Below are 22,884 nucleotides of genomic sequence, written 5' to 3'. Positions count from 1 at the left end.
CTCTTGGCGTATCGCTCCTAAGGGGACGGGACTCGAGGGACAAACATCAGGGACGTAGGGAAGATATGGCGCGAACCACGAGCCGGCCGCTCTCGCCGCATTTGACGATCTGGAAATGGGGGCCAGCCATGGCCGTCTCCATCATGCACCGCGTGACCGGCAACGGTCTTGCGACGGTCGGCGCGATGGGACTGGTCTGGTGGCTGATGGCCGCCGCCATGGGGCCGGATGCCTATGCAACCTTCGTCAAATGCGCGACTTCGCCCATCGGCTATCTGGTGATGGCCGGCCTTAGCTGGTTCTTCTTCCAGCATCTCTGCTCCGGTCTTCGCCACTTCGTGCTCGATCTGGGCGCGGGCTATGAGCTCAAGAACAACAAGATCTGGTCGCTGCTGACCTTCGTCTTCTCGATGCTCCTCACCATCGCCTTCTGGGCCGCCATCTGCACGGGGAAATTCTGATGGGAACCGGAACCGGAATCGGCCGCGTCCGCGGTCTTGGATCGGCGAGGCATGGCGCGCATCACTGGCTGGCGCAGCGCTATACCGCCGTCGGCAACCTGTTGCTGGTCCTGTGGCTGCTGTTCAGCCTGATCGCCCTGCCCGGCCTCGACTATCAGAGCGTCCATAACTGGATCGCGCAGCCCCTGGTGGCGGTGCCGCTGATGCTGATGCTGGTCAGCATCTTCTATCACCTGCGCCTGGGCATGCAGATCATGCTGGAGGACTATGTCCACGACAAGGGCCTCAACTTCTTCTGCATCCTGCTGCTGAACTTCTATGCCATTGGCGGCGCGGCCGCGGGCATCTTCGCGATCGCCAAGATCGCCTTCACGGGGATCGTCAAATAATGAGCGAAGCCTACAAGATCATCGACCACACCTATGACACGGTCGTCGTGGGTGCCGGCGGCTCCGGCCTGCGCGCCACCATGGGCAGCGCGGAAGCGGGCCTGAAGACCGCCTGCATCACCAAGCTGTTCCCGACCCGCAGCCATACGGTGGCGGCGCAGGGCGGCATCGCGGCGAGCCTTGGCAACAACTCGCCCGACCACTGGACCTGGCACATGTACGACACCGTCAAGGGGTCGGACTGGCTGGGCGACCAGGACGCCATCGAATATATGGTGCGCGAGGCGCCGGCCGCCGTGATCGAGCTGGAGCATGCGGGCGTTCCGTTCAGCCGTAACGACAATGGCACCATCTACCAGCGTCCCTTCGGCGGCCACATGCAGAATATGGGCGCCGGCCCGCCGGTGCAGCGCACCTGCGCCGCCGCCGACCGTACCGGCCACGCCATGCTGCACGCGCTCTATCAGCAGAGCCTGAAGTATGACGCGGACTTCTACATCGAATATTTCGCCATCGACCTGATCATGGAAGACGGCCCGAACGGCAAGGAATGCCGGGGCGTCATCGCCATCTGCATGGAAGACGGTTCGATCCATCGCTTCCGCAGCAAGGCGGTCGTGCTGGCGACGGGCGGTTACGGCCGCGCTTACTTCTCCGCCACTTCGGCGCATAGCTGCACCGGCGACGGCGGCGGCATGGTGCTGCGCGCGGGCCTGCCTTTGCAGGATCTGGAATTCGTGCAGTTCCACCCGACCGGCATCTACGGCGCGGGCGTGCTCATCACGGAAGGCGCGCGGGGCGAGGGCGGTTACCTCACCAATTCCGAGGGCGAGCGTTTCATGGAGCGCTATGCGCCTTCCGCGAAGGATCTGGCGTCGCGCGACGTCGTGTCGCGCTCCATGGCCATGGAAATGCGCGAAGGGCGCGGCGTGGGTCCTAACAAGGACCATATCTACCTGCACCTCGATCATATCGATCCCAAGGTGCTGGCGGAACGCTTGCCGGGCATCACCGAAAGCGGCAAGATCTTCGCCGGTGTCGACCTGACCCGCCAGCCGCTGCCGGTGACGCCGACCGTCCACTATAATATGGGCGGCATTCCCTGCAATTATCATGGGCAGGTGGTGACGAAGGTCGGTGACGATCCCGAAGTCGTGGTGCCGGGCCTCTATGCCGTGGGTGAAGCGGCCTGCGTTTCGGTCCATGGCGCGAACCGCCTGGGTTCCAACTCGTTGATCGATCTCGTCGTCTTCGGCCGCGCGACCGGCTTGCACCTCAAGGAAACGATCAAGCCCAACGGCTCGCATCGTCCGCTGCCCAAGGACGCGGCCGACTTGGCGCTGGGCCGCCTCGATCACTATCGCAATGCAAAGGGCGGTTCGCCCACGGCGAAGATCCGCCTGGAAATGCAGCACACCATGCAGAAGCACGCCGCCGTGTTCCGCGACAGCGCGCTGCTGGCGGAGGGCGTCGCGAAGATGGCAGAGGTCAATGGCCGCTTGCAGGACGTCGCGGTTTCGGACCGCTCGCTGATCTGGAACACCGACCTGATCGAGACGCTGGAACTGGACAATCTGATGTCCCAGGCTGTCTGCACCATGGTCAGCGCGGAAAACCGCAAGGAAAGCCGCGGCGCCCATGCGCATGAGGACTTCCCGAACCGCGACGACGCCGAATGGATGAAGCACACCGTAAGCTGGTTCGAGGGCTGGGGCGGCAAGGGCGGCAAGGTGACGCTCGACTACCGTCCGGTGCACGATTACACGCTCACGGACGAGGCGGAATATATCAAGCCCAAGGCGCGCGTTTACTAAGCCGCGCGAACGGCGGGAAACAGGGAAGGGCGGGCTGCGAAGCTCGCCCTTTTCTTATATATGCTTCGTTCTGGGAAATTGCGGACACCGGCGCTTCCCCCCTGCTTCAGGGAAGGGGTTTGATGTCCTCGATCACCCAAGGCTTGCATCCCCGGCAGATGTGCCTGCTTCCCCTCCATCCGCCAAAGGTCTAAAGGCCGCGACATGAACGACCTTGCCACCCCATCCGCGCTGGCCGAAGAGAAGGCGCAAAGCTGGAAAGTCACCTTCCCATGCACCCGTGCGGAGGCCGAAGCGCTGGATGGCGACATTGCCGCCTTCGCGCTGATGGATCGTCCGCCTGTGCTGATGACCAGCGAGGCGGAGCCCGATAATGAACAAAGCTGGCGGCTCGACGCCTATTTCGAAGGCCAGCCGAGCCCCGCCGCGATCCGGCTGCTCCGTTCGCTCGTCCCCAGCGCCGCCGGCGTCAAGCCGCTGGTCGAGCAACTGCCCGACGAGGATTGGGTGACGTTGAGCCAGCAGGGGCTGGAACCCGTCACTGCGGGGCGTTTCCATGTCCGCAATCTCGCCAGCGACCCGGCGGCGCCCGGTCACGTCAATTTCCTGATCGAGGCGAGCCGCGCCTTCGGCACTGGCCAGCATGAAACCACGGCGGGCTGCCTGATCATGCTCGACCGCATGCGGCGGGTCGGCATGCGCTTCGGCAATGTCGCGGACATCGGAACGGGCACTGGCCTGCTTGCCTTCGCGGCGCTCCACCTTTGGCCGCGTGCTTATGCGACGGCGTCCGACATCGATCCCGTCGCGGTGGAGATCAGCGCTGCCAACGCGGCGGCCAACGGGATTGCGACGGGCAAGGGACAGGGGCAACTCGCGCTCTACACGGCTGCCGGCGTGGATCACCCGGCTATTGCGACGCGCGCGCCCTATGACCTGCTGATCGCCAATATCCTGGCCGGTCCGCTGATCGAACTTGCTCCCTCGCTCTGCGCGCTGGTGGAGGAAGGCGGCACCATCGTCCTTGCGGGGCTGCTCAATGAACAGGCCGGTGCGGTGCTGGCTGCCTATCGCGCCCAGGGAATGCGCCTGGCGGAACGGACGGACCGCGGCGACTGGCCGACCCTCCGCCTGCGCAAGCGCCCGCGGATCGGCTGGAGACGGCCGACCCGCATCGACGGCAATGCCCGTGGCGAAGCCCCTGGTTTCGGCAGTCTGTGACCTTTGGCTGAGCGTGATCATCGCCTGGATCGACTTGGGACCGTTTCGACAGCGGACGGTTGAGGTGACCGCACGTTGGCGGAGGTGATGCATTTACAGGGCGGGACGGCCTGGAGCGCCTCGCCCTGCAAAAGGCCTCAGCCCACGATGCCCGCACCCAGCAGCAACAGCAGCTTCACGTCGATTGCGAAGCCTTCCGTCCGCCATGCCGCGATCCGGTCGTGAATCCTGTCGAGCGGCACGCGGTGCACGCGGATATCTTCGCCTTCCACGCCGCCGCCATCGCCGGTTTTCATGAGGTCATGCGCACGGAACAGCGTGAAGCTCTCCGACACCATGCCGGGCGAACTGTAGAATTCACCCAAAGCCTCCATCCGGCCGGGCAGGTAGCCGGTTTCCTCCTCCAGTTCGCGAGTGGCGGCCAGCACGGCTTCCTCGCCCTCGTCATGGTCGCCCACAAGGCCCGCGGGCAATTCGATGCAGCGGCGGCCCAGTGGCACGCGATATTGATCGACCAGCAACACATGCCGCCCGTCCGCCGCCTCGTCCACGGCCAGAATGACGGCGGCATGGATGCCCCGCGCCCGGCCGACATATTCCCACCTGCCCCGGCGCTTGGCGGTGATGAAGCGGCCTTCCCACATGATCTCTTCGGGGGAAGCCCCGTCCTGCTCGCTCATAATTCGATCAACCTGTCGGGCAATTCATTGGGATTGTCGCCGGTCGCCGGAAAATATTCGGCCAGCACGCTGCCGACCTGCCGCACCGCTTCCGCCATGCCTTCGGCGGCGCGGCCTGCGCGCACGCCGTCGATCAGTGCGGCCATGGCCTCGCCCCAAATTTCCGGAGCGACCTTTTCGTTGATCGCCGCATCCGCGACGAGTTCCGCCCGATGCTCATCCAGCGAGAGGTAGATGAGCACGCCGGTCCGTCCGCGCGTGCGCCCCTGGGCTACCGCGCGAAACAGGGTGATGGCACGGCGGCGCACGCGGCGGGCCTTGGTGGCCTTGGGCGTCAACGCCATGCGCAGCGGCATCCAGGCGAGTGCATAGCGGACGATCAGGAATTTGAGGATGAGCAGGCTGAGCAGGACCGTCAAGAGCTTCCAGTCCTCCACCTCATGCTCCCAGCTTTGCAGCAGCCAGGAGCATAAGCGCCGGAAATGCAGGGGGAAGGCCGCCGCCGCCGACAGGGCCAGGAACACCGCGCCGATGGCCCAGTGCAGCCCTGCATCATGATAGGCGTCCGACCGGCGCGCGACGATGGTGACGATCTCGCCATCCGTCGCCTTCTCCGCTTCGGCCACCGCAGCGGTCACGCGGTCGTGATCGGCTTCGTTCATGATCAGGCGCATCACCAGTCCCCCGACGCGCCGCCGCCGCCGAAGCTGCCGCCGCCGCCCGAAAAGCCGCCGCCGCTGCCCCAGCCGCCACTGCCCCAGCCTGATCCACCGCCGCCGCCCCATCCGGAATCGCCCGGCCCCCACAGGATGATCGGTCCCGATCCGCCCCGATAGCGCCGTCCCTTGCCCCGCCCGGAAAGCATGGCGATCACGATGATCGCGACGACCACGAGCCAGAATATCGCCATGAATGCCCCGCCATCATCCGCTGCGTCGCGCGCCCTGGCTTCGGCCTGCGCCGCCAGCGCCTTGGCTTCTTCGGGGGGCAGGGTCAGCAGCTTGCCGATGGCGTCCACGCCCGCATCGATCCCGCCGGGCATGTCCCCGGCCTTGAACCGGGGCGTGATGGCGTTGCGGATGATCTGGGACGACAGCGCATCGGTCATGATGCCTTCCAGGCCGTAGCCGACCTCGATCCGCACCTTACGCTCATTGGGGGCGATGATCAGCAGCGCGCCGTCATTCTTGTCCTTGGACCCGATTCCCCAGGCGCGGCCCAGCCGATAGCCATAATCGGATATGTCATATCCCTGGAGGTCGGGCAGGGTCGCCACCACCAGTTGCCGCCCGCTCTGCTGCTCCAGCGCCGCCAGCTTGTCGGTCAACGCCTGCTTCTGCTGAGGGGAGAGCAGGGCGGCGTCATCCACCACCCGGCCGGTCAGCTTGGGGAAGGTCTGGGCCTGAGCGGAAGGCGCGATTCCCGTCCCTCCCGCCACGGGCATGAAAACCAGCAGCGCGAAGATCAGGAGCAGGCGGCGGAGCATCACCGGCTCAGTTGCCGAAATCGACCTTCGGCGCTTCTTCCGCGCCGGGCGTGGTGGCCTGGAACGGAGTCATGGGCTTCGCGCCATGGATGATCTTGGCGCCGATCGCGTCGGGGAAGGTGCGGATGCGGGTGTTATAGGCGCGCACCGCTTCGTTATAGTCGCGAATGGCGACGGCGATGCGGTTCTCCGTACCCTCGAGCTGCGATTGCAGGTCGAGGAAATTCTGGTTGGTCTTGAGCTCCGGATAAGCCTCTACCGAGGCGAGAAGGCGGCCAAGGCCCTGGCTCAGTTGCGCCTGCGCCTGCTGGAACTGCTGCACCTTGGCGGGATCGGACAGATCCTCGGCATTGACCTGGACGGAGGTGGCCCTGGCGCGGGCCTCCGTCACCTTGACCAGCGTGTCCTGCTCCTGCTTGCCGGCGGCTTTCACCGTGGCCACGAGATTGCCGACAAGGTTCGCGCGGCGCTGATATTGCGCCTGCACATCGGCCCATTTGGCCTTTGCGACCTCCTCGGCGGCGGGGACGCTGTTGATGCCGCAGGCGCTGAGCGCAAAGGCGCCCAGCAGCGGCAGAAGGAACAGGCGGAACTGGCGCAGGATCGTCATGGAACATCCTCAGGCTTGTTTCGTGTGAGGAAATAGGCGGTTGTCGAAGCCTTCGCAACGGCTCATGCTGTCCATATCGCAATCGGGACAAGGGGTTCGCCATGGCGCTGATTTCCGAATTCAAGACGTTCATCAATCGCGGCAATGTCATGGACCTGGCCGTCGGCGTGATCATCGGCGGGGCTTTCGCCACCATCACCAAGTCGTTGACGGACGACCTGATCATGCCGGTCGTCGGCTATATCTTCGGCGGGGCCGACTTTTCGGGCTATTTCATCCGGCTGGGCGAGATTCCCGCCGGGTTCAAGGGGAACCCGGACAGCTATGCCGACCTGAAGGCGGCCAATGTCGCCATGTTCGGCTGGGGCGAATTCCTGACCGTGTTCGTCAATTTCCTGATCCTGGCCTTCATCATCTTCCTGCTGGTCAAGGCGGTGAACAAGCTGATGCCCAAGCCCGAGGAAGCGCCGGCCGCGACGCCGGAGGACGTGCTGCTGCTGCGCGAAATTCGCGATTCCCTGAAAAAATAAGTCGTTTCCGCGACGAAAGGAGCGTGCGGCGGGAACCATCCTTCGCGCGACCAGTTGATGGGCGTCAGGGTTCCGGGCATCCGGTCCCCTTGCCGAATGACGTCAGCCCATGGGGGCGCAACAGGAGAAAACGCCGTGAAAACCTTCGTATCAGTCCTTGGCCTTGCCAGCCTGATCGCGCTTGCTGCATGCGATTCCAAGCAGGAGAACAAGGTCGAGAACGCGTATGAGAATCAGGCGGACGCCATCGACAACCAGGCCGACAATATGGAAGCGATGGCCGATAATCTGAGCGGCAATGCCGAAAGCGCCGCTGAAAACGCCGCGGACGCGCTGGAGAACAAGGCGGACGCCACCCGCGAAGCCGGGGAGAAGGCGGCTGACTCGGTCGAGAAGACCGAGGCGCATTAAGTTCAAGGCTGTTACCGAGCCGAAAGGGGCGCCGCGACTGCCGGTCGCGGCGCCCCTTTTCCTTTCATGGTTGCCGTGCCACCCCTCTTTAACGGGGATTTAACCACAGCCGCGCCATGGTCCGCCGCCTATCCCATGAGGCGGTGGAATGGACGAGCTACTCCAGGAATTCATATCGGAAACGCAGGAAACGCTGGAGGCGCTGGCGGGGGAGGTCGTCGCCTGGGAAGCCGACCCCACGGACCGCGACCGGCTGGACGCCATTTTCCGCTTTTTCCATACGGTGAAAGGGAGCTGCGGCTTCCTCAACCTGCCGCGGTTCGAACGGCTGAGCCATGCGGCTGAGGATGTGTTGTCGGAAATCCGGGCGGACAAGCGCCTTGCCGATCCTGCCACCGTCAGCGCCGTTCTGGGCATTATGGACCGGATCGCGGAACTGGCCGAGGCGGTCGCCATCGGCGCTGCGCTGCCGCAGGAGAATGACGATTATCTGATCGCCGCCCTGACGGAGAAGGAAGCGTCCGCGCCGGATGAGGGCGAGGCGCCGGCGGCGTCCGTCGCCGTCGCGCGCGCTTCCGGCGGGCAATCGGCGCCGCGCACGATCCGCCTGCCCCTGTCGCTGATCGACCAGTTGATGAACGGCGTGTCCGACATGGTGCTGGCCCGCAACGAGCTGTCGCGCAAGCTGCGCGAGCGGTCGGGCGATCCGGAACTGGAAAGCGCCTTCGAAAGACTGTCGACCTGCGTCGCGGACATGCGCGACGCCATTTCCAAGACCAGGATGCAGCGCGTCGACCGCCTGTTCACGGCCATCCCGCGCATGGTGCGCGATCTCGGCCGGGACCTGGGCAAGCGCATCGACCTCAGCCTTGAGGGGGGCGATGTCGAAATGGACCGCGAAATGGTGGAGATGGTGGTCGACCCGCTCACCCATATCGTCCGCAACAGCATCGACCATGGCATAGAAACGCCGGAAAGGCGCCGGGCGCTGGGCAAGCCCGAAGCGGGGCGGCTGAAGCTGGAGGCGCGCCAGTCGGGCAACCAGATCGTCATCGAGATTTCCGACGACGGGCAGGGCATCGATACCGGCCGGCTGGTCGACAAGGCGATGGCCGCGGGCCGCCTGACGCCGGAAGCAGCCGCGCGGATGAGCGAGGCGGAGAAGCTCGACCTGATCTTCCATCCTGGCCTTTCGACCGCCAGTCAGGTCACGGCCATTTCCGGGCGCGGCGTCGGCATGGATGTGGTCCGCGCCAATGTGGAGCGGATCGGCGGCGTCATCGCGCTCGACAACCGGCCCGGCTGCGGATTGACCATCACCTTGCGGGTGCCGCTGACGCTGACCATCATTCCGGGATTGATCGTGCGGGCCGGCGACCTGCATTTCGCGATTCCTCGCGCTGCGGTCGTGGAAATCCTGCATGACAACAATGAGACGCTGAACATCGCGCAGGTCGGCGGGGCCAAGATCGCGACGATCCGCTCCATCCGCCATTCGATGATCGATCTGGAAGACGTGCTGGGCATGGAGCGGGTCGCGCAGTCCGGGCCGCGTGCCGTAATGGTCGTGCGTTCCGCGACCGGCGTGCCCTTCGCCATGGGCGTGTCGGCGGTGGAGAATCATGAGGAACTGGTGATCCGTCCCGCATCGCCGCTGGTGATGGCGTCGGGCGTCTATGCCGGCATGACCCTGCCCGACAATGGCAAGCCGATGCTGCTGCTGGACGCGGCGGGCCTCGCCAACGCGGCGCGCCTGCCCAACATCATCGACGATCATGCGGCCCGCCGGGCCGGGGAGGATGAGGAGGCGCAGGGCGGTGTCGAGATGGTGCCCGCCTTGCGGTTCGAGGAGTATTCGGGCGAGCGGCGCTTGCTGAAGCTGTCGCTGATCGAGCGGGTCGAGGACATAGATGCCCGGCTGTTCGGTCGGTCGGGCGGGCGCGGCTTCGTGCGTCTGGACGGGCGGCTGGTGCCGGTCGCCAACGGCCATCATGCTTTTTCCGAGGAGAAGGTCGCCGCGCTCCGCCTGCGCGACGGCGCGAGGGAGGCCTGCTATCCGGTTGCCGCGGTGCTCGACATCGTGGAAATGCCCGCCGTGCCGGACATGGTTGCGATGCATGGGCTGTTGAGCGGGGTTGCCGTGATCGATGGCGAGCATCTGGAGGTGATCAACCCCTTCGCCCTGTTCGCCGCCCTGCCGGAGGAGCCGGTTGCGGAACGGAGCGGCGGTCGCTGCCTGCTGGCCGACAGCGAAGATGGCTGGACGCGCGAGATATTGGCGCCGCTGCTCCGCCAGGCCGGGCATGATGTGGTGATGGGCCTGCCCGCCGACGAAGCGGTCGACCCGCAGGATGTGGTGCTGTTCACCGGATCGGACGCCTCCCAGGCGAGCGAACTGCTGGGCTGCCGCATCGTCCATCTGCGCGCCACGCCGCGACCCGCCGGACCCCAGGACAGCAGCATCTATCGCTATGATCAGGACGCGCTGATGGCCGCGCTCGCCGGATCGCGGCGATAGGAACGGAGAAATAGCCGCATGAACCAGCTTTACCTCTTCGCCACGCTGGCGGGCACGAGGATCGCCGTCGAAACCCGGGAGGTGGAGGCGGTGGTCAAGCTGACCGACATCTCGCCGGTGCCGGGCATGGGCGCGCATGTCGCCGGGCTGTCCGCGCTGCGCAGCCGGGTGCTGACCGTCATCGACGTCGCCGCGCTGGTCCGGGGGCGGCCGACGCCTATGGAGCGGCGGGTCTTCGCGATCATCGCGGACATCAGCGGCCACAGCTATGGGCTGATGGTCGATGCCGTGCACGACATCTGCCAGGTGCCGGAGGGCGAGCTGCCGCTGCGGGGCCAGCTCGATGCCGCCTGGGCGCCCTATGCCCGCGGTCTGGTGGAGCATGAGGGCCAGCCCTATCTGCTGGTGTCGTTGAGCGGCTTCATCGAGGCCGGCACCGTCGCCCAGGCGGCATGACGCCAGATCGCACGATCTCGTACCGGCGTTTACCAAATCCTCGCCTTTGCCGGTTAAGGCTTGTGACGATGGGACGCAAAACAAGGGACGCTCTATGAAAAACTGCCTGGTCGTGGATGATTCGAAAGTCATCCGCAAAGTTGCCCGCCATATATTGGAATCGCTCGATCTTTCGGTGAGCGAGGCGGTCGACGGGCGTGACGCCCTTACGCAATGCGAAACGTCCGTGCCGGACGTGGTCCTGCTGGACTGGAACATGCCGGTGATGAGCGGCATGGAATTCCTCCAGGCGTTGCCGGACGCCAATCTGTCCGCGCGGCCCAAGATCATCTTCTGCACCACGGAAAACGGCATCAGCCATATCAAGGCCGCCGTCGAAGCCGGCGCGGACGAATATGTGATGAAGCCGTTCGACCGCGAAACGCTGGAAAGCAAGCTGACGATCGTCGGCGTCATCTAGGCGTAGCGCTTCGGATCGAGCGATCTTCGACCGACCTCCCCGATTTTGTTCAGAAAGATTTCCCTCGATGACCGTTCACGTGCCGATCATGGCCAGCAGCCGCGACGAGGACAGGGCGCTGCGTACCCTGATCGTCGACGATTCGGTCGTGGTCAGGACGGTCATCGAACGGATATTGAACGCCGACCGGCGGTTTTCCGTCACGCACAAGACCAACAGCGCCGAACATGCGCTGGGCTATTTGCGGGACCATGAGGTCGACCTGATCCTGCTCGACATAGAATTGCCGGGACAGAGCGGTCTTACGGCGCTGCCCGCGATCCTGCGGACCAATCCGCGCGCCAAGGTCGTGATCCTGTCGGGCAATTGCGAGGAGGGGAGCGCCGCGGCGGTAGAAGCGCTGGCGCTGGGCGCGAGCGACATATTGGCGAAGCCGGGAAGCGGCAGCTTCGGTGAGCACTTCCCCCAGGCCCTGATCGACCGCCTATCGCGCCTGTTCAGCGGCGAAGCCATGCCTGTGGCGGTCCGGCCGCCGCTGCGGGCCGATCCGGAGCAGGCGGCCCAGCCGCTCGCCTGCCTGGGCATCGGCGCATCGACCGGCGGCATCCATGCCCTGGGACAGCTTTTCGCGGGTCTGGCCGCGCCGCTGGGCGTGCCGATCCTGCTGACCCAGCATCTCCCCGCCAGCTTCACCCATTATTTCGTCCAGCAACTGGGGCGGATGACGTCCCTGCGCGTCAAGGTGGCGGAGCAGGGCGAGTTGCTGGCCCCGGACATCGTCTATGTCGCGCCGGGCGACGCCAATCTCCAGCTTCGGCGGGGGCTTTATGCTCGGGTGTCCGTCGTGCTCAATCCGCAGCGCACGCCGACCGGCAATCTGCCCGGCGTCGACCCGATGTTCGCCAGCATGGCCCAGGCCTATGGCGCGGGCGCGGCCGGCGTGGTGCTGACGGGCATGGGGCGGGACGGCACCGCCGGTGCGCGGGACATAGTGGCGGCCGGCGGATGGATCGTGGCGCAGGACGAAGCGAGCAGCGTGGTCTGGGGCATGCCCGGATCGGTCGCCGGAGAAGGATTGAACTGCGCCCTGCTGGAACCCCATGCGATCATGGATTTCGTGGCGCGAAGAGGAAAGAACAGAAACTGATGGCATTGCCCCCTTCGGCCGACCCCCTCCTGTCCGGCTCCGTTTCCTCCGCCGATCCCATGCGCGGGGCGGCGCGCATCTTTTCCGGCCTGCTGGAAGCGCGCACCGGTCAGATCCTGTCCGAAAGCCGGGCCTGGCGGATGGAGACGGCGCTGAAGCCGGTGCTGCGGGCGCATGGGCTGAGCGACATGGATGCACTTGCCTCCCGGCTGATGGGGCACAAGGATGCGATGCTGGAAAATGACGTGGTCAACGCGCTGCTCAACAATGAGAGCAGCTTCTTCCGCGATCTCCAGATATTCGACATGATCCACCGCCATATCCTGCCGCGCATCCATGCACAGCGATCGGACCGGACGCTGCGTATCTGGAGCGCGGGCTGTTCGACTGGGCAGGAGGTCTATTCGCTGGCGATCCAGCTTTGCAACGACATGGCGCGCTGGCGCGGCTGGCGGATCGAGATATTGGCGACCGATATTTCCACCGCCGCCATAGCGCAGGCGAAGACGGGCATCTTCACGCAGATGGACGTGCAGCGGGGCCTGCCGGTGGGGGACCTGCTCAAATGGTTCGACCCTTCGGGCGACGATTGGCGCGCCAATTCGGCTCTGCGCCAGATGATCGATTTCCGCACCGACAATCTGTTCGACGCGCATGCGCCCCAGGGCGAATATGACCTTTTGCTCTGCCGCAACGTGCTTCTCTACTTCACGCCCGAACGCCGCCAGAGCGTGCTGCGTCTTCTCGCCCGGCACAGCCATGCGGGCTCTGTCCTGCTGCTGGGCGCGGGCGAGACGGTGATCGGCCATAGCGAGGATTTCGTCCCCCATGCCGAATTCCGCGGCGGCTATGGACGCCGCGCCGACGCCGCGGCGCAATCGGGCGGAGCGATGCGCCGGGCGGTCTGATCGTCCCGGCGGGAAAATACCGCGCCCTGCTTGATTGGTCTGCCGCTGTCGGCCATGGTCTGTCCGCGCGCCCGAAGGCGCTGACGGACGAATGCGAGTGACTGGCCCTTGGCGATGAACGACTTCCCGATGATCGACACGCCGTCGCCCAATTTTGACGAGCGCAGCCTGCCGATTTCCATGCTGGTGCTGCACTATACCGGGATGGCCGATGCCGCGACCGCGATCAACTGGCTCGCCAGCCCGGAATCCAAGGTATCCGCTCATTATGTCGTGACGGAGGATGGGCAGGTCATCCGCATGGTGGATGAGGAAAAGCGCGCCTGGCATGCCGGCCGCGCCCATTGGCGCGGCATCGACGACATCAATTCGGCCAGCATCGGGATCGAGATTGTCAATCCGGGGCATGAATGGGGCTATCGACCCTTTCCGGACGCGCAGATGGGATCGCTGATCCCGCTGATCCACCAGATCGTGCAGCGGCACAGGATCACCCGCGGCAACATCGTCGGGCATAGCGACGTCGCCCCGGCCCGCAAGCAGGACCCCGGCGAACTGTTCCCCTGGGGCCAGTTGGCGCGTCTGCGGCTGGCCCTGCCGCGCCCGACCAAGAATCTGATGGACCCGCATTGGAGCGACGGCGGCTTCATGTTGGCGCTGGAGCGCTTCGGATACGACATTGCGGAGCCGCAGGCGGCGGTGGTCGCGTTCCAGCGGCGCTTCCGGCCCGAACTGATCGATGGAATCATCGATGGCGAGTGCCGGGCGATCCTGCTGGCGTTGCTGCTGCCCAAGCCGATGGGCGACGACTGAATGGGGACGACGCCCAAACGGGGATGACGGGGGCGCCGGATTTGTGTATAGGCCCCTCTGCCAGAGGGCCGGGCGGCCGCGGCGTGGCGGGTAACTTCCACGGCGAGGAAAGTCCGGGCTCCACGAAATGACGGTGCCGGCTAACGGCCGGCTGGAGTGATCCAAGGGACAGTGCAACAGAAAGCAGGTCGCTACAGCTTCGGCTCAGCGAAATTGAAAGGGTGCGGTAAGAGCGCACCGCGCCTGCGGCAACGCAAGGCGGCACGGTAAACCCCACCGGGAGCAAGACCGAATAGGGGCGGCGCGCAGTTTCGGCTGCTAGGCCAGTTTCGGCTGAGACCGCCCGGGTTGGTTGCTTGAGGGACGGAGCGATCCGTCCCCTAGAGGAATGGTCGCCACCCTTCGCAAGAGGGGGACAGAACCCGGCTTACAGGCCCTCTGGCATTTAAATCCTCGCCATCGGCAGATGGGGAGGATTTAAAATAACGGCAATTTCATCGGCTGCCGGGGTGGTGTTCCGCCTGCGGCCTGCCTAATTTGGAACCATGGCAAGAAGCAGCCGATCCAATGACTGGGGCTTTCCCCGCTGGCGCAGCTACGGCGCATCGCGTGAGGCGCAGCAGGTGCGCCTGTGCGACCGGCATGGCTGCGACCGGCCGGGCGACTGCCCCGCGCCCAAATCGCCCAACAGCCGCGAACGCTGGTATTTCTGCACCGACCATGCAGCGGAATATAACCGCAACTGGGACTATTTTCAGGGCCTGGACCAGGAAGAGCGGGAGCAGCGCGAACGTGCCGAGCGGCGTGACGCGGGCGGTTATCAGAACAGCGCCTATCATGGTTGGGGCGGGCCGGGTGACGGCAGCCGCTCGCGCGACGAGTTGCATGCGCTGCAGGCGCTGGAGCTGGAGGACGACGCCGATTTCGAGGCCGTGAAGAAGAGCTGGCGCCGCCTTGCCAAGGAATATCATCCCGATGTGAAGCCCGGCGACGCGCAGGCGGCTGTGCGTTTCCAGACGATCCAGGCTGCCTATGAAGTGCTGCGGGCGGTGGAGGAGCGGCGGACGTGGAAACCGCGGGAGCGGGCGGATTGAAGGATCGCGTCCGGTCGAACTGGGATCATGCGGTGCTGGTCTGCCGCAAATGTTCGAAGAAGCTGGACGGCGGTTTCGGCCGGGACGGGGACGAGCGGCTTGCCAGGGCGCTGCGCCGGCATCTTTCTCTGAAAAAGGGGCGCAAGGCGGCGGCTGGGATCGTCGAGGTCAATTGCCTCGGCATTTGTCCCAAGGGTGCGGTCACAGTCGTCGACGGTGCAAAATCGCGCGACTGGTTGCTGGTGCGGCCGGGCGCCGATCTGGATGAACTGGCCCAGGCGTTGGGCCTGGTTCCGGCAAAGGAAGGCTGAATTCAGCCTGCGCGCCTGATCCGGGCCGAATCGATCAGCCCGGCGTCGGACAGCAAGGGCATCAGCAGCCCTTCTTCCTTGTGCAGCCGGTTCAGGATGCTGGCCAGGATGGCACGGGTTTCACGGCAGAAATCCGCCCATTCGCGTTCGATCCGATCATCGCTCCAACGCGTCATATAGGCGGCGAAGTCACTGGCGATGGGCGCCATTTCACTTTCGAGTCGCGCCGCGGTGCCGCGCAGCTTTTCGTGCGGCTGCCGTTGCATATTGGGGTAGAAAATCCGGTCTTCCAGCGCCAGATGCGCCATCAGCAGGCGGGCGAACTGCCACCGCAGCGGGCCCAGCCTTTGCGGAACGCTTTCGTCCGCTATCGCCTGATGAAAGCGGGCGGCCATCGCCTCTATCTCATCATGCTGCTTCTGCAATTCGTCGAGGTCCATGCACCGCTTTCCTCGTCCCCGCCCGGCATATTCCGCTCGCGGGGTTAAGAAACAGTTGTGCGGACTTCACAAAGGCTTGAGCGGTCCGCCCGCCGCGCAATCCACGCGGCGGGCGCCCTCCATTCAGGCCGGCTGTTCGGCGCGGCTGACGCCCTGGCCGTCCAGATTCTGCGCGGCGAAGTCCCAATTGATCGCTTCCTTGAGGACGCGGTCGGCATAGTTGGGGCGCGCGTTGCGATAGTCGATATAATAGGCATGTTCCCACACATCGAGGATCAGCAACGGCTGATGGCCCTCATGCGCGACGGGCGTGTCCGCATCATGGTAGCTGGTAACTTCCAGCTTCCCGTCCTTCAGGATCAGCGCGGCCCAGCCGCTGGCGAAATGGCCGACGGCTTCGGCCTTCAGCTTTTCGATCAGCGCGTCGACCGAGCCGAAACCCTCGTTGATGAGGTCGAGCAACTGGCCGGACGGCGCGGTCTTGATCGGCGACAGCGACTGCCAGTAAAAAGTGTGGTTCCAGATCTGGCCGACCTGGTTGAACAGGCCGCCCTTGGACGACTTGATCAGCTCGACCAGCGACTTGCCCTGGAGCGAGGCGTCGGCGGCGACCAGTTCATTGGCCTTCACGACATAGGCATTGTGGTGCTTGCCATGGTGGAAGTCGAAGGTTTCGGCGGTCAGAATGTCGCCAAAGGCATCCTTGGCATAGGGCAGGGGGGGAAGAACAAAGGCCATGGCGGAACTCCTCGGGTTCGTTATGGGTCGGCCGCAGAACGGATGGTGCGGTCGATTGGTTCAATGGTCCTGTCGGGGCGTGGACGCCTCCGCGCCCCTCCCATATGCGCCCCCGGCGGCCATGAAAACAGATATATGCCTATTGCGAAACGATCTTAATTAGGCGGCCGATTCAACCCTGGGGCGGGGTGGTTTCACCGATCTCGTCACTGTCCAGCTTTTCGCCCAGGTCCAGGCCGTGGCGCATCAGCATGGGGATGTTGGCGGCAGCGAAGACGACCGACACGATGGTCACGCCCCACACCTTGACGGCCAGCCAGCTATCGAAGCTCATGGTCCGTCGCATGACTTCGTTGGCGAGCGCCATGGCGACGAAGAAAAGGGCCCAGTTGCGCGACAGCTTGCGCCAGCCGGTCTCGGTCAGGCCGTCATAGGCCGCCTGGAGGAGATATTTAAGCAACGCCTTGCCCCGCATCAGCCCCGCGAACAGCATCAGCGCGAAGAAGGCGTAGATGATGGTCGGCTTGATCTGGATGAAGCTCTGGTCGCGGAAATAGATGGTGAGGCCGCCGAAGAAGAGGATCAGCAGCGCCGATAGCCAGAGCATGGGCGACACGCGGCCGAGCTTCACCTTCGAGACGATCACGGCGACGACGATGGCGGCCATGAAGGCGGCGGTGCCGAACATCATCGCGGTGATGGGGTTGCCCGGCCCCCAGAGCCAGCCCGCGCCCTTATAGGTCAGGAAGAAGACGAGAAGAGGGCCGAAGTCCAGCGCGAGGCTGAGATTGCCGCCATGGGTCGGTTTTTTCGGGTCAGCCATATATGTTCACTCCGTCATCCCGGCGGGAGCCGGGATCTCGTGCGGCCGGGTCGAGCCGTGGAGGCCAGAGATGCCGGCCTGCGCCGGCATGACGAAGGGGAAGCGATCACCGCGCATAGGCGGTTCCCGCGATCGCCCGCGCCATGTCGCCCGGGTCGAACGGCCGCAAATCCTCGATCTTCTCGCCCACGCCGATGGCATGGATCGGCAGGCGATATTTCTCCGCCGCGGCGACCAGCACGCCGCCGCGCGCCGTGCCGTCCAGCTTGGTCATGACGAGGCCCGTCACCTGCGCGAATTCCTTGAAGACCTCGATCTGGCTCAACGCATTCTGTCCCGTGGTGGCATCCAGCACCAGCACAACGTCATGCGGCGCCGCCGGGTTCAACCGGCCGAGCACGCGGCGGATCTTGGCCAGCTCGTCCATCAGTTCGGTCTTGTTCTGCAGGCGCCCGGCCGTGTCCACGATCAGCACGTCGATGCCGGTGGCGGTCGCCTGCTTCACCGCGTCGAAGACGATGCCCGCCGCGTCGCCGCCCTCCTTGCCCGCGACGATGGGGATGCCGAGCCGTTCCGCCCAGACCTTGAGCTGGCCGATGGCGGCAGCGCGGAAGGTGTCGCCCGCCGCCAGCATCACGCCATAATCCTGTTCGAGGAAGAGGTTGGCGAGCTTGGCGATGGTGGTGGTCTTGCCGGAACCGTTGACGCCGATGACCAGGATCACCTGAGGGCGCGGAAAAGCCTCGATCTCCAGCGGGCGCGCGACCGGGGCGAGAACCTTCTCGATCTCCTCCGCGATGATCTCCCGCAGATAATCCTCGGTCAGTTCGCGGTTGTAGCGGCCTTCGGACAGGCGGTCGCGCACGCGGGCGGCCATGGCGGGACCGAGGTCGCTGACGATCAGCGCTTCCTCGATCTCGTCCAGTGTCTGCTCGTCGAGCGCGGCCTTGGAGAAGAGGCCGGTGAGATTCTCGCCCAGCTTGTCGGAGGTGCGCTTGAGGCCGCCGAAGAGGCGATCGCGCCAGGATGTTTCAGCCATGTCTATCCACCAGCATCATCCCCGCGCGGGCGGGGATCCATCTCCCATGGGGTGCACCAGGCGGAACGGCCCGGAGATGGATTCCCGCCTGCGCGGGAATGACGGAAAAATGATTGTCTCTCACGCTGCCTCTTGCGCGATCAGCGCGCCATTCTCAAGGGCCGTGATGGTCGCATGGACGATGGAGGAGGGCGATTGCGGGGTCGCGAAACGCACCGGGGCGAAATTTTCGGCATGTCCGGAAAGCCCGTTGCGTTCGACCAGCACGGATTGGGTGGAACCGATGAGGCTCTGGAGCCAGCGTTCCCGTTGCGCCCCGCAGGCGGCGCGCAGCCGGGCGGCGCGGGCCTTGATGGTGGCCCGCTCCACCTGCGGCATGCGGGCGGCCGGGGTATTTGCGCGCGGTGAATAGGGGAAGACATGGCCATGGACGATGGCGCATTGCTCGACCAGCCTGAGGCTGTTTTCGAACATGGCGTCGTCCTCGGTCGGAAAGCCGGCGATGATGTCGGCGCCGATGCTGATCTCCGGACGGGCGGCCCTGAGGCGTTCCACGATGCGCACGGCGTCGGCGCGGCTGTGGCGGCGCTTCATGCGCTTCAGGATCATGTCGTCGCCCGCCTGGAGCGACAGGTGCAGATGCGGCATCATGCGCGGCTCATGGGCGAGGATGTCGAACAGCCGCTCGTCGATCTCCACGCTGTCGAGCGAGGAAAGGCGCAGGCGGGGGAGGTCGGGCACCCCCTTCAGCATGCGTTCGATCAGCAGGCCGAGCGACGGCGCGCCCGGCAGGTCCGGGCCGTAGCTGGTGACGTCCACGCCGGTGAGGACGATTTCCCTGTAACCCGCACCGACCAGTTCCCTGGCCTTGTCGATGACGGCGCCGGCCGGGACGGAGCGGCTGTTGCCCCGGCCATAGGGGATGATGCAGAAGGTGCAGCGATGGTCGCAGCCATTCTGGACCTCCAGGAAGGCGCGGGCATGTTCTGCAAAGGCGCTGGCCATATGGGGAGCGGTGTCGCGGACCGACATGATGTCGGAGACCCTGACCGGGTCACTTCCTCCGTTCGGGAGATAGGATGTCCGGTGCATCTTTTCCCGATTGCCGATCACCGCGTCGACTTCGGCCATGGCGGCGAAGGTTTCCGGCTCCGTCTGCGCGGCGCAGCCCGTCACCATGATCCGCGCACCGGGGCGGTCGCGGCGGGCGCGGCGGATGGCCTGCCGGCTCTGGCGCACGGCCTCTGCCGTCACGGCGCAGCTGTTGACGACGACCAGATCATCCTGCGCGTTCGGCATCTCGCGGCCGATAATCTCTCGAATCGCCTCGCTCTCCGCGATGTTGAGGCGGCAGCCAAGCGTGATGATCTGCGGCCCGCCCATGTCAGAATCGCGCCCAGTCAGCCTCGCCGTCGAAGACATGGGTGGCAGGGCCGGTCATCAATATGTGCCCGCCCGGCGCCCAATCGATCACAAGGTCGCCCCCCGGCAGGCTCACGGTGGTCGGCCCGCTCGCCAGCTTGCGCCGCACCGCCGCCACCGCCGTCGCGCAGGCGCCGGTTCCGCAGGCGCGGGTCAGGCCGGCGCCGCGTTCCCAGACGACCAGGCGGATATGATTGTCGCCCACCATCTGCGCGAAATTCACGTTCACGCGGGCGGGGAAGAGCGGATCATGCTCGATCAACGGCCCAAGACGGTCGAAGTTCACACCGTCCAGACGGTCCATGAAGAAGATCACATGCGGATTGCCGACATTGACCGCGACCGGGGCAGGCAGATCCTCCCAGCTTACCGGCATGGCCAGCGTGTCCATGGCGTAGGCGAGGGGGATCGCGTCCCATTCGAGGCGCGGTTCGCCCATGTCGACGCTCGCGCCGCCATCGACGGCCCTTGCGTCCAGCAGGCCGGCCTTCGTCTCGATCAGCACGTCCCGGCCGACGAACAGGGGGACGCAGCGGGTGGCGTTGCCGCAGGCCTCCACCTCGCTGCCGTCGCTGTTGAAGATGCGCATCGACACGTCGGCGCGGTCGCTATTGCCGATCAGGATCAACTGGTCGCAGCCGATGCCGGCGTGACGGTCGGCAATGGCCTGCGCGCGAGCCTCCGTCATGTCGAGCGCGGTTTCCCGCGCGTCGATCACGACAAAGTCGTTGCCCAGTCCATGCATCTTCGAAAAACGGCCCATGATGGGCGCGCATGTAAGGCCTGTGCCGGCAAAAGACCAGCCTATCCCGCGTTCAGTGCGGCGCGCCTGCGGCCATAGAGGAAATAGACGGCCAGACCGATGGCGTTCCAGAGGAGGCAGGCGAGGATGGTCTTCGCCGGCAGGCTGATGAACAGATAGGCGCAGCCGCCGATGGCGCCGAGCCCGACCAGCCATCCGGCCGGGGTGCGGAAGGGGCGCCTCATGTCGGGCATGCGCCGGCGCAGGATCAGCAGGCATGCGCCCACGGCGGTGAAGGCGATCAGCGTTCCCGCATTGGCCAGCGCTGCGATCTCGTCGATGGGCAGCAGGCCGGCGATGATCGCGACCAGCAGGGCGGTGACGGCGGTGATCCGGGCGGGCGTCCCGCGCCGGGAGATCAGCGCCAGCCTTTGCGGCAGGAAGCCGTCGCGGGCCATGACGAGGAAGATGCGGCTCTGGCCGTAGAGGAAGCCCAGCAGCACCGTGGGAAGGGCGATGACCGCCGCGATGGCGACGATTCGCGCCACCTGTCCCTGGCCCATTTCACGCAGGATCAGCGCCAGCGGTTCGGGACTGCCGGCAAAGCGGGTGAAGGGCATCGCCCCGACCGCCGCCGCCGCCACGAGCACATAGATCAGCGTGCAGGCGACCAGCGATCCGACGATGCCGATGGCAAGGTCGCGGTCCGGGTTCTTCGCCTCCTCCGCCGCGGTGGAGATGGCGTCGAAGCCGTAGAAGGCGAAGAAGATGATCGCCGCCGCGGCCATGACGCCGCGCTCGACGCCGTCCGGCGCCATCGACTTGGCGAAGCCGAAGGGCATGAAAGGCTGAAGGTTCTGGGCGTCGAAGGCGGGCAGGGCGATGGCGACGAACAGGCTGAGCGTCGCGATCTTGATCACCACCAGCAACGAGTTCAGCCGCGCGCTTTCATGCGTGCCGAGCATCAACAGGCCGGCGACCACGGCGATGATGAAGATGGCGGGCGCATTGACCAGGCCGCCAAGTTCCGGCCCCCTGGTCAACAGGTCCGGGAAGCCCGCCGATGTCAGCAGGGGTGCGGCATAGCCGGACCAGCCCACCGCCACGGTCGACACGACCAGCGAATATTCGAGGATCAGGCTCCATCCGACGATCCACGCAATGCCTTCGCCCAGCACGACATAGCTGTAGCTGTACGCGCTGCCGGCGGCCGGCATCATGGTGGAGAGTTCGGCATAGGCCAGCGCCGCGCAGGCGCAGATCGCGCCGGCAATGGCGAAGGACAGCAGCACGGCTGGACCCGCCCGGTCCGCGCCGACGCCGATCAGCGTCAATATGCCGGTGCCGACGATGGCCCCCACGCCCAGCGCCAGCAGGTGCGGCCAGGACAAGGTGCGCGCCAGCCTTTGCCCCTCATGCGAGGGCATCATCGCCTCCATCGGCTTGCGGCGCGTCCAACCCATGTCCTGATTCCCCTCTCTGCACGGCGCACCTTGCCGCTGCCGAAGCTGCTGGCAAGGGGTTTTACAAATGTAAGGCAGCGCCGGGCCACCTCTCGCGACTCCCCTGATATTCTGTTACAGGGACGCAAACAAAGGTCGCGACGGCTTAAATCTTCTTGAAAAGGGGGAAGGCGTCCCATGGATGCTGCTGCGTCGACCGTTCCCGCGTCCGTGCGGGAAAATGGCTTTTACCTGGGAATGTCGGTCGCCATCGCGGCGACGGTGATCGGGGGCTTCGGCTCCTACGCGCTGCGCGGAATGGTGGATGTGGCGCGCGTGCCCTATTGGGTGCATGTCCACGGCGCGGTGTTCGTCGGCTGGACATTGCTGTTCGTCATGCAGAACGCCTTTGCCCATCGCGGGTCGATGGCGCTGCATCGGCGCATGGGATGGGTGGCCGTAGGCCTGGCCACGGCGATGGTGCCGCTGGGCATCCTGACCATGAGCATGGCGGTCGTGCTGGACCGGGTGCCGCCCTTCTTCACGCCGCCGATCTTCCTGGCGCTGAGCCTGCTGGAACTGCTGGTCTTCGCCGCCCTGCTGACGGGCGCCATCCGGATGCGCCGACGGACCGAATGGCATCGGCGGCTGATGCTGTGCGCCATGGTGGCGATCATCGGGCCTGCCTTCGGACGCATCCTGCCGATGCCGCTGCTTGGCCCCTGGGGCGGGCTGGCGGTGATGAGCGGGCAGATGCTGTTCGTCGCGGCCGGCATGGTCCATGACCTCGCCACGCGGGGCGGGGTGCATCCCGCCTATGCCGTGGGCGCTGCGGCGATTCTGGCGGAGGGACTGGCCGTGCCGGTCCTGGCGGCGACGCGGCCTGTCCTCTGGCTGGCTTCCGCCCTGGCCGGCTGAGCCGCTTTCGG

Annotated in this window: 26 protein-coding genes and 1 other RNA gene; 16 read left to right on the top strand and 11 right to left on the bottom strand. The window is 65.5% G+C overall.

The window, feature by feature from the left end; all coding sequences use genetic code 11:
• The first annotated feature begins 65 nt into the window (after positions 1-65).
• From sdhC to EGM87_RS09740, 4 genes are all read left to right on the top strand, one after another.
• The gene (gene sdhC, locus EGM87_RS09755; protein WP_044662729.1) at positions 66-461 is read left to right on the top strand and encodes a succinate dehydrogenase, cytochrome b556 subunit; all 396 of its coding nucleotides are present in this window, start codon (positions 66-68) and stop codon (positions 459-461) included.
• Positions 461-850: a succinate dehydrogenase, hydrophobic membrane anchor protein gene (gene sdhD, locus EGM87_RS09750; protein WP_044662728.1), complete on the top strand. Its 390-nt coding sequence runs from the start codon at positions 461-463 to the stop codon at positions 848-850. The genes sdhC and sdhD overlap by 1 nt, the downstream gene beginning before the upstream one ends.
• A complete protein-coding gene (gene sdhA / locus EGM87_RS09745; RefSeq protein ID WP_025547629.1) occupies positions 850-2,664 on the top strand; it encodes a succinate dehydrogenase flavoprotein subunit in 1,815 nt (604 codons plus the stop codon). The genes sdhD and sdhA overlap by 1 nt, the downstream gene beginning before the upstream one ends.
• 204 nt (positions 2,665-2,868) lie before the next feature.
• A complete protein-coding gene (locus tag EGM87_RS09740; protein ID WP_044662727.1) occupies positions 2,869-3,885 on the top strand; it encodes a 50S ribosomal protein L11 methyltransferase in 1,017 nt (338 codons plus the stop codon).
• A gap of 137 nt (positions 3,886-4,022) precedes the next feature.
• Here the strand turns inward: EGM87_RS09740 and EGM87_RS09735 are convergent, their stop codons facing one another.
• The 4 genes from EGM87_RS09735 to EGM87_RS09720 are packed head-to-tail and all read right to left on the bottom strand — an operon-like array spanning position 4,023 to position 6,661.
• Entirely contained in the window at positions 4,023-4,565 is a 543-nt protein-coding gene (locus EGM87_RS09735; RefSeq protein ID WP_044662726.1) for an NUDIX hydrolase, read from the bottom strand.
• Positions 4,562-5,239: a TPM domain-containing protein gene (locus EGM87_RS09730; protein ID WP_044662725.1), complete on the bottom strand. Its 678-nt coding sequence runs from the start codon at positions 5,237-5,239 to the stop codon at positions 4,562-4,564. Before EGM87_RS09730 ends, EGM87_RS09735 begins: the two co-directional genes overlap by 4 nt.
• Complete coding sequence (locus tag EGM87_RS09725; protein ID WP_044662724.1) at positions 5,239-6,051, bottom strand: TPM domain-containing protein; 813 nt, start codon at positions 6,049-6,051, stop codon at positions 5,239-5,241. Before EGM87_RS09725 ends, EGM87_RS09730 begins: the two co-directional genes overlap by 1 nt.
• Positions 6,052-6,058: 7 nt before the next feature.
• On the bottom strand, positions 6,059-6,661 hold the full coding sequence (locus EGM87_RS09720; RefSeq protein WP_025547620.1) for a LemA family protein: 603 nt from the start codon (positions 6,659-6,661) through the stop codon (positions 6,059-6,061).
• A 101-nt stretch (positions 6,662-6,762) separates the two neighbouring features.
• Here EGM87_RS09720 and mscL point away from each other — a divergent pair, with 101 nt between their 5' ends.
• From mscL to EGM87_RS09665, 11 genes are all read left to right on the top strand, one after another.
• A complete protein-coding gene (gene mscL, locus EGM87_RS09715) occupies positions 6,763-7,191 on the top strand; it encodes a large conductance mechanosensitive channel protein MscL (RefSeq protein ID WP_044662723.1) in 429 nt (142 codons plus the stop codon).
• Between the two features lie 135 nt (positions 7,192-7,326).
• On the top strand, positions 7,327-7,602 hold the full coding sequence (locus EGM87_RS09710; RefSeq protein WP_025547617.1) for a hypothetical protein: 276 nt from the start codon (positions 7,327-7,329) through the stop codon (positions 7,600-7,602).
• 148 nt (positions 7,603-7,750) lie between these two features.
• Positions 7,751-10,120: a chemotaxis protein CheA gene (locus EGM87_RS09705; protein ID WP_044662722.1), complete on the top strand. Its 2,370-nt coding sequence runs from the start codon at positions 7,751-7,753 to the stop codon at positions 10,118-10,120.
• Positions 10,121-10,138: 18 nt separating this feature from the next.
• Entirely contained in the window at positions 10,139-10,576 is a 438-nt protein-coding gene (locus EGM87_RS09700; protein ID WP_044662721.1) for a chemotaxis protein CheW, read from the top strand.
• 94 nt (positions 10,577-10,670) lie between these two features.
• Positions 10,671-11,036, top strand: a complete 366-nt coding sequence (locus EGM87_RS09695) for a response regulator (RefSeq protein ID WP_025547613.1) — start codon at positions 10,671-10,673, stop codon at positions 11,034-11,036.
• Positions 11,037-11,103: 67 nt separating this feature from the next.
• The gene (locus tag EGM87_RS09690) at positions 11,104-12,183 is read left to right on the top strand and encodes a chemotaxis protein CheB (protein WP_025547611.1); all 1,080 of its coding nucleotides are present in this window, start codon (positions 11,104-11,106) and stop codon (positions 12,181-12,183) included.
• Entirely contained in the window at positions 12,183-13,091 is a 909-nt protein-coding gene (locus EGM87_RS09685) for a CheR family methyltransferase (protein ID WP_229742409.1), read from the top strand. The genes EGM87_RS09690 and EGM87_RS09685 overlap by 1 nt, the downstream gene beginning before the upstream one ends.
• A gap of 114 nt (positions 13,092-13,205) precedes the next feature.
• Positions 13,206-13,904 (top strand): N-acetylmuramoyl-L-alanine amidase, encoded by a 699-nt coding sequence (locus tag EGM87_RS09680; RefSeq protein WP_025547608.1) that lies wholly within the window; start codon positions 13,206-13,208, stop codon positions 13,902-13,904.
• A gap of 60 nt (positions 13,905-13,964) precedes the next feature.
• Positions 13,965-14,350: RNase P RNA component class A (gene rnpB / locus EGM87_RS09675), an RNA gene on the top strand.
• 99 nt (positions 14,351-14,449) lie between these two features.
• Complete coding sequence (locus EGM87_RS09670; protein ID WP_044662720.1) at positions 14,450-14,998, top strand: J domain-containing protein; 549 nt, start codon at positions 14,450-14,452, stop codon at positions 14,996-14,998.
• Entirely contained in the window at positions 14,971-15,309 is a 339-nt protein-coding gene (locus EGM87_RS09665; protein WP_025547605.1) for a hypothetical protein, read from the top strand. The genes EGM87_RS09670 and EGM87_RS09665 overlap by 28 nt, the downstream gene beginning before the upstream one ends.
• 2 nt (positions 15,310-15,311) lie before the next feature.
• Here EGM87_RS09665 and EGM87_RS09660 read toward each other — a convergent pair whose 3' ends face one another.
• The 7 genes from EGM87_RS09660 to EGM87_RS09630 form a co-directional block, all read right to left on the bottom strand.
• Positions 15,312-15,749, bottom strand: coding sequence for a hemerythrin domain-containing protein (locus EGM87_RS09660; RefSeq protein WP_044662719.1), 438 nt, complete (start codon positions 15,747-15,749; stop codon positions 15,312-15,314).
• Positions 15,750-15,872: 123 nt separating this feature from the next.
• Positions 15,873-16,487, bottom strand: coding sequence for a superoxide dismutase (locus EGM87_RS09655; protein WP_044662718.1), 615 nt, complete (start codon positions 16,485-16,487; stop codon positions 15,873-15,875).
• Positions 16,488-16,659: 172 nt separating this feature from the next.
• A complete protein-coding gene (ispZ, locus tag EGM87_RS09650) occupies positions 16,660-17,310 on the bottom strand; it encodes a septation protein IspZ (protein WP_044662717.1) in 651 nt (216 codons plus the stop codon).
• A 106-nt stretch (positions 17,311-17,416) separates the two neighbouring features.
• Positions 17,417-18,349, bottom strand: a complete 933-nt coding sequence (gene ftsY / locus EGM87_RS09645) for a signal recognition particle-docking protein FtsY (RefSeq protein WP_025547600.1) — start codon at positions 18,347-18,349, stop codon at positions 17,417-17,419.
• A 120-nt stretch (positions 18,350-18,469) separates the two neighbouring features.
• Positions 18,470-19,732 carry a tRNA (N(6)-L-threonylcarbamoyladenosine(37)-C(2))-methylthiotransferase MtaB gene (gene mtaB / locus EGM87_RS09640; RefSeq protein WP_044662716.1) on the bottom strand — a complete coding sequence of 421 codons (1,263 nt, stop codon included), beginning with the start codon at positions 19,730-19,732 and terminating at the stop codon, positions 18,470-18,472.
• Between the two features lies 1 nt (position 19,733).
• Entirely contained in the window at positions 19,734-20,534 is an 801-nt protein-coding gene (dapF, locus tag EGM87_RS09635) for a diaminopimelate epimerase (protein WP_044662715.1), read from the bottom strand.
• Between the two features lie 41 nt (positions 20,535-20,575).
• Entirely contained in the window at positions 20,576-21,976 is a 1,401-nt protein-coding gene (locus EGM87_RS09630; protein ID WP_044662714.1) for an amino acid permease, read from the bottom strand.
• Positions 21,977-22,153: 177 nt separating this feature from the next.
• Between EGM87_RS09630 and EGM87_RS09625 the strand changes: the two genes are divergently transcribed.
• Positions 22,154-22,873 (top strand): hypothetical protein, encoded by a 720-nt coding sequence (locus tag EGM87_RS09625; RefSeq protein ID WP_044662713.1) that lies wholly within the window; start codon positions 22,154-22,156, stop codon positions 22,871-22,873.
• Positions 22,874-22,884 lie beyond the last annotated feature (11 nt).

The organism is Sphingobium sp. RSMS (assembly GCF_005406185.4).
GTDB classification, from domain to species: domain Bacteria; phylum Pseudomonadota; class Alphaproteobacteria; order Sphingomonadales; family Sphingomonadaceae; genus Sphingobium; species Sphingobium fuliginis.
The sequence above is the reverse complement of the archived record's forward strand: the minus strand, read 5'-3'. Positions and strand labels throughout refer to the sequence as shown.

Bases quoted from the DNA above. Each gene is read 5' to 3' on its own strand.
- EGM87_RS09740 (WP_044662727.1), top strand. From the start codon at position 2,869: ATGAACGACCTTGCCACCCCATCCGCGCTGGCCGAAGAGAAGGCGCAA.
- EGM87_RS09720 (WP_025547620.1), bottom strand. From the start codon at position 6,661: ATGACGATCCTGCGCCAGTTCCGCCTGTTCCTTCTGCCGCTGCTGGGC.
- ftsY (WP_025547600.1), bottom strand. From the start codon at position 18,349: ATGGCTGAAACATCCTGGCGCGATCGCCTCTTCGGCGGCCTCAAGCGC.
- EGM87_RS09655 (WP_044662718.1), bottom strand. From the start codon at position 16,487: ATGGCCTTTGTTCTTCCCCCCCTGCCCTATGCCAAGGATGCCTTTGGC.
- sdhA (WP_025547629.1), top strand. From the start codon at position 850: ATGAGCGAAGCCTACAAGATCATCGACCACACCTATGACACGGTCGTC.
- EGM87_RS09735 (WP_044662726.1), bottom strand. From the start codon at position 4,565: ATGAGCGAGCAGGACGGGGCTTCCCCCGAAGAGATCATGTGGGAAGGC.
- EGM87_RS09690 (WP_025547611.1), top strand. From the start codon at position 11,104: ATGACCGTTCACGTGCCGATCATGGCCAGCAGCCGCGACGAGGACAGG.
- EGM87_RS09730 (WP_044662725.1), bottom strand. From the start codon at position 5,239: ATGCGCCTGATCATGAACGAAGCCGATCACGACCGCGTGACCGCTGCG.
- EGM87_RS09680 (WP_025547608.1), top strand. From the start codon at position 13,206: ATGAACGACTTCCCGATGATCGACACGCCGTCGCCCAATTTTGACGAG.
- EGM87_RS09625 (WP_044662713.1), top strand. From the start codon at position 22,154: ATGGATGCTGCTGCGTCGACCGTTCCCGCGTCCGTGCGGGAAAATGGC.
- EGM87_RS09670 (WP_044662720.1), top strand. From the start codon at position 14,450: ATGGCAAGAAGCAGCCGATCCAATGACTGGGGCTTTCCCCGCTGGCGC.
- dapF (WP_044662715.1), bottom strand. From the start codon at position 20,534: ATGGGCCGTTTTTCGAAGATGCATGGACTGGGCAACGACTTTGTCGTG.
- EGM87_RS09725 (WP_044662724.1), bottom strand. From the start codon at position 6,051: ATGCTCCGCCGCCTGCTCCTGATCTTCGCGCTGCTGGTTTTCATGCCC.
- EGM87_RS09630 (WP_044662714.1), bottom strand. From the start codon at position 21,976: ATGGGTTGGACGCGCCGCAAGCCGATGGAGGCGATGATGCCCTCGCAT.
- mtaB (WP_044662716.1), bottom strand. From the start codon at position 19,732: ATGGGCGGGCCGCAGATCATCACGCTTGGCTGCCGCCTCAACATCGCG.
- mscL (WP_044662723.1), top strand. From the start codon at position 6,763: ATGGCGCTGATTTCCGAATTCAAGACGTTCATCAATCGCGGCAATGTC.
- EGM87_RS09695 (WP_025547613.1), top strand. From the start codon at position 10,671: ATGAAAAACTGCCTGGTCGTGGATGATTCGAAAGTCATCCGCAAAGTT.
- sdhC (WP_044662729.1), top strand. From the start codon at position 66: ATGGCGCGAACCACGAGCCGGCCGCTCTCGCCGCATTTGACGATCTGG.
- EGM87_RS09685 (WP_229742409.1), top strand. From the start codon at position 12,183: ATGGCATTGCCCCCTTCGGCCGACCCCCTCCTGTCCGGCTCCGTTTCC.
- sdhD (WP_044662728.1), top strand. From the start codon at position 461: ATGGGAACCGGAACCGGAATCGGCCGCGTCCGCGGTCTTGGATCGGCG.
- EGM87_RS09700 (WP_044662721.1), top strand. From the start codon at position 10,139: ATGAACCAGCTTTACCTCTTCGCCACGCTGGCGGGCACGAGGATCGCC.
- EGM87_RS09660 (WP_044662719.1), bottom strand. From the start codon at position 15,749: ATGGACCTCGACGAATTGCAGAAGCAGCATGATGAGATAGAGGCGATG.
- ispZ (WP_044662717.1), bottom strand. From the start codon at position 17,310: ATGGCTGACCCGAAAAAACCGACCCATGGCGGCAATCTCAGCCTCGCG.
- EGM87_RS09705 (WP_044662722.1), top strand. From the start codon at position 7,751: ATGGACGAGCTACTCCAGGAATTCATATCGGAAACGCAGGAAACGCTG.